Source organism: Streptomyces niphimycinicus (assembly GCF_018883605.1).
In the GTDB taxonomy this organism is placed as follows: Bacteria; Actinomycetota; Actinomycetes; order Streptomycetales; family Streptomycetaceae; genus Streptomyces; species Streptomyces niphimycinicus.
In genome coordinates this window covers 1-3424 of sequence record NZ_JAHLEM010000635.1, presented here as the reverse complement: position 1 = coordinate 3424, position 3424 = coordinate 1, and the positions used below count along the sequence as shown (strand labels likewise).

Annotated in this window: 3 protein-coding genes; 2 read left to right on the top strand and 1 reads right to left on the bottom strand. The window is 74.6% G+C overall.

Annotated features, from left to right (window positions below):
* On the bottom strand, positions 1-2131 hold a 2131-nt coding region (locus KN815_RS38470; RefSeq protein WP_253209496.1), incomplete at its 3' end, for a heavy metal translocating P-type ATPase.
* Positions 2132-2236: 105 nt separating this feature from the next.
* Between KN815_RS38470 and KN815_RS38465 the strand changes: the two genes are divergently transcribed.
* Entirely contained in the window at positions 2237-2632 is a 396-nt protein-coding gene (locus KN815_RS38465) for an ArsR/SmtB family transcription factor (protein ID WP_216346454.1), read from the top strand.
* 3 nt (positions 2633-2635) lie between these two features.
* On the top strand, positions 2636-3424 hold a 789-nt coding region (locus KN815_RS38460), incomplete at its 3' end, for an APC family permease (protein ID WP_216346453.1).

Here is a 3424-nt window from a genome sequence, read left to right as displayed (position 1 = left end):
GGCGGGCCGAGCGGAGACCCCGCTCGGCCCGCACGGCGCTCAGCTTCCGACGGCGGCCGGGGGGGCGGGCCCGCATCGCGCCCGGCCAGGCGGAGGTGCGCAGCAGCCGCAGACCGTTGAGGCCCACCAGGACGGTGGAGCCCTCATGGCCCGCCACGCCGAGCGGCAGCGGCAGATGGCCGAACAGATCCCACACCACCAGCGCGCCGATGCACACACACGCGATGACCAGGTTCTGTGCCACCAGGCGGCGGGCGCGCCGCGACAGGGTCACCAGCGAGGGCACGGCGGCCAGTTCGTCGCGGACGACCACGGCGTCGGCGGTCTCCAGAGTCAGCGCGGAACCCGCCCGCCCCATGGCGACACCGGTGTGCGCGACCGCCAGCGCCGGGGCGTCGTTGACCCCGTCGCCGACCATCAGCACCCGCTCCCCGGCGTCCCCCCATCCCCGTACGGTCGCCACCTTGTCCTGCGGCAGCAGCCCGGCCCGTACGTCGGCGATGCCGACCTCCTCGCCCAGCCGGGCGGCGGCACGCTTGTTGTCGCCGGTCAGCAACACCGGTGGGGTGCCGGTGAGTCGGCCCAGCGCGGCCACGGCGTCGGCGGCTCCGGCGCGCAGTGGAGCGGCGATGGCGAGGACGGCGACGGGGCGGCCGTCGACGAGGACGGCGACGGCGGTGTCTCCGCTGTGCTCGACCTCCGTGACGGCCGTACCGACCGGGCAGTCGTCCCTGGCGGACGTACGGACCGAGGCGTCCTCGACGCCGGTACGGACCGGGTCGTCCCCGCCGGTGAGCGGTGCCGGGTCGGCGGGGCTCTCCACATGCGCCGCCGCGCCGTCCAGCAGTGCCGTGGGGCTGCCCACCTGGACGGTGCGGCCCGTGACCACCGCCCGTACGCCCCGCCCCGGGGCCGAGGCGAAGTCGGCCGCGGGCGCCAGGCGCAGACCGCGTTCCCGTGCGGCGGTGACCACCGCACGGGCCAGCGGATGCTCGCTGGGCCACTCGGCCGCGGCGGCCAGGGCCAGGGCCTGGTGCTCGGTGAGGCCACTGCCCGGGAGGACCCGGATCCCGCGGACCCGCGCCGACTCCTCGGTGAGCGTTCCAGTCTTGTCCAGCGCCACCCGCGTGACGGCTCCCAGGCGTTCCATGGCCGCGGCGGACTTGACCAGCACGCCGTGGCGTCCGCAGGTGGCGATGGCGGACAGCAGTGGCGGCATGGTGGCGAGTACCACCGCGCACGGGGATGCCACGATCATGAAGGTCATGGCCCGCAGCAGGGTTTCGGTGAGGTCCGCGCCGAAGGCGAGCGGCACCGCGAACAGCGCGAGCGTGGCGGCCACCACGCCGATGGCGTATCGCTGCTCGATCCTCTCGATGAAGAGCTGGCCGGGAGCCTTGCGCTCGCTCGCCTCCTCGACCATGGCCACGATCCGGGCGATGACCGAGGCGGAGGCGTCCCGGTCCACCGTGACGCGCAGCGCGCCCGTCCCGTTCAGCGTGCCCGCGAACACCTCGTCCCCGGGCCCCTTGTCCACCGGCAGCGGTTCGCCGGTGATCCCGGCCTGCTGGACGTCACTCGCTCCCTCGTGCACGGTGCCGTCGGCGGGCAGCCGCTCACCGGGGCGGACGAGCACGGTGTCGCCGACGCGCAGCGCGCCGACGGCCACCCGCTCCTCGCCGCCGCCGGGGGTGATTCGCGCGGCGGTGTCGGGTGCCAGATCCAGCAGTCCGCGTACGGAGTCGGCGGTGCGCCGGGTGGCGAACGCCTCCAGCGCGCCCGAGACCGCGAAGATGACGATCAACAGGGCGCCGTCGAGGAACTGCCCGATCGCCGCCGCCCCGAGCGCGGCCACGACCATCAGCAGATCGACGTCGAGGGCCCGTTCCCTGAGGGCGCGCAGCCCCGTCAGGCCCGGCTCCCAGCCCCCGGCGGCGTAGCAGACCGCGTAGAGCGGGCCCCACAGCCATGCGGGGGCGCCCGCCAGGTCGAGCGGGAAGACGGGCAGGAACGCGGCGGTGGCCAGTGCGGCCCACCGCACCTCGGGCAGATCGCGGACGCGGGTCCGGCGCGGCCGTACGGGCGGTGGAGCGTCGGCGGGCGGCCGTTCCTCGATGAGCTCGGCGGACACCGCGGCAACACCTCTTCCTCGGGCGGTGGGGTGATGGTCGAACCCTGCCACCATACTGGAACACATGAAGAGCTCTTCAATTGTTGCTGTGGATACGATGGCGCCATGGGACACGGAGCCGACAGTCAGACCACCCCGGCAGCGCATCTGGACGCGGACTCCGCCGCCACCATCGCCGCCACCCTCCAGGCCCTGGCCACCCCCTCGCGGCTGATGATCCTCACCCGCCTCCGCCAGGCCCCCTGCGCGGTCACCGAACTGGCCGAGGCGGTCGGCATGGAGCAGTCCGCGGTCTCCCACCAACTCCGGCTGCTGCGCGCCCTCGGGCTGGTCACCGGGTCACGGCAGGGCCGCCGGATCGTCTACAGCCTCTACGACAACCACGTCGCCCAGCTCCTCGACGAGGCCGTCTACCACATCGAGCATCTGCGGCTCGGCGCACGCGATCTGCCGGCGAAGGCCGACGTCGACACGGCCGATCTCGACACGGACCGGGGCTGAGCGGTGGGCGATACGGCGGACACCCCGGCCGGGCCGGGGGAGTTGCGGCGCCGCTTGGGGGTCTTCGACGCGGTCGTGGTCGGCCTGGGGTCGATGATCGGCGCGGGCATCTTCGGGGCGCTGGCGCCCGCGGCGCGGGAGGCGGGGTCGGGGCTGCTGCTCGGCCTGGTCGCCGCCGGAGTGGTGGCGTACTGCAACGCCACCTCCTCCGCGCGGCTGGCCGCCCGCTATCCGCACTCGGGCGGCACCTATGTCTACGGCCGTGAGCGGCTGGGCGACTTCTGGGGGTATCTGGCCGGCTGGGGGTTCGTGGTCGGCAAGACCGCCTCCTGTGCGGCGATGGCCCTGACCGTCGGCTCCTATGTCTGGCCCGATCAGGCACATGCGGTGGCGGTGGCGGCCGTGGTGGCGCTGACGGCCGTCAACTACCTGGGGGTGCACAAGGCCGCCTGGCTGACCCGGGCCATCGTGGCCGTCGTGCTCGCGGTCCTGGCCGCCGTGGTCGTCGCCCTCCTCACCTCCGGACAGGCGGACGCGGCGCGGCTGGAGATCGGCCGGGACGCCACTCCCGGCGGGGTGCTGCGCGCGGGCGGCCTGCTGTTCTTCGCCTTCGCCGGATACGCCCGTATCGCCACCCTCGGCGAGGAGGTCCGCGACCCGGCACGCACCATTCCGCGTGCCATCCCGCTCGCGCTCGGCATCACCCTGGCCGTCTACGCGGCGGTCGCGATCGCCGCGCTGACCGTGCTGGGCAGCGGCGGGCTGGCCGCGGCGGGCGCCCCGCTGGCCGAG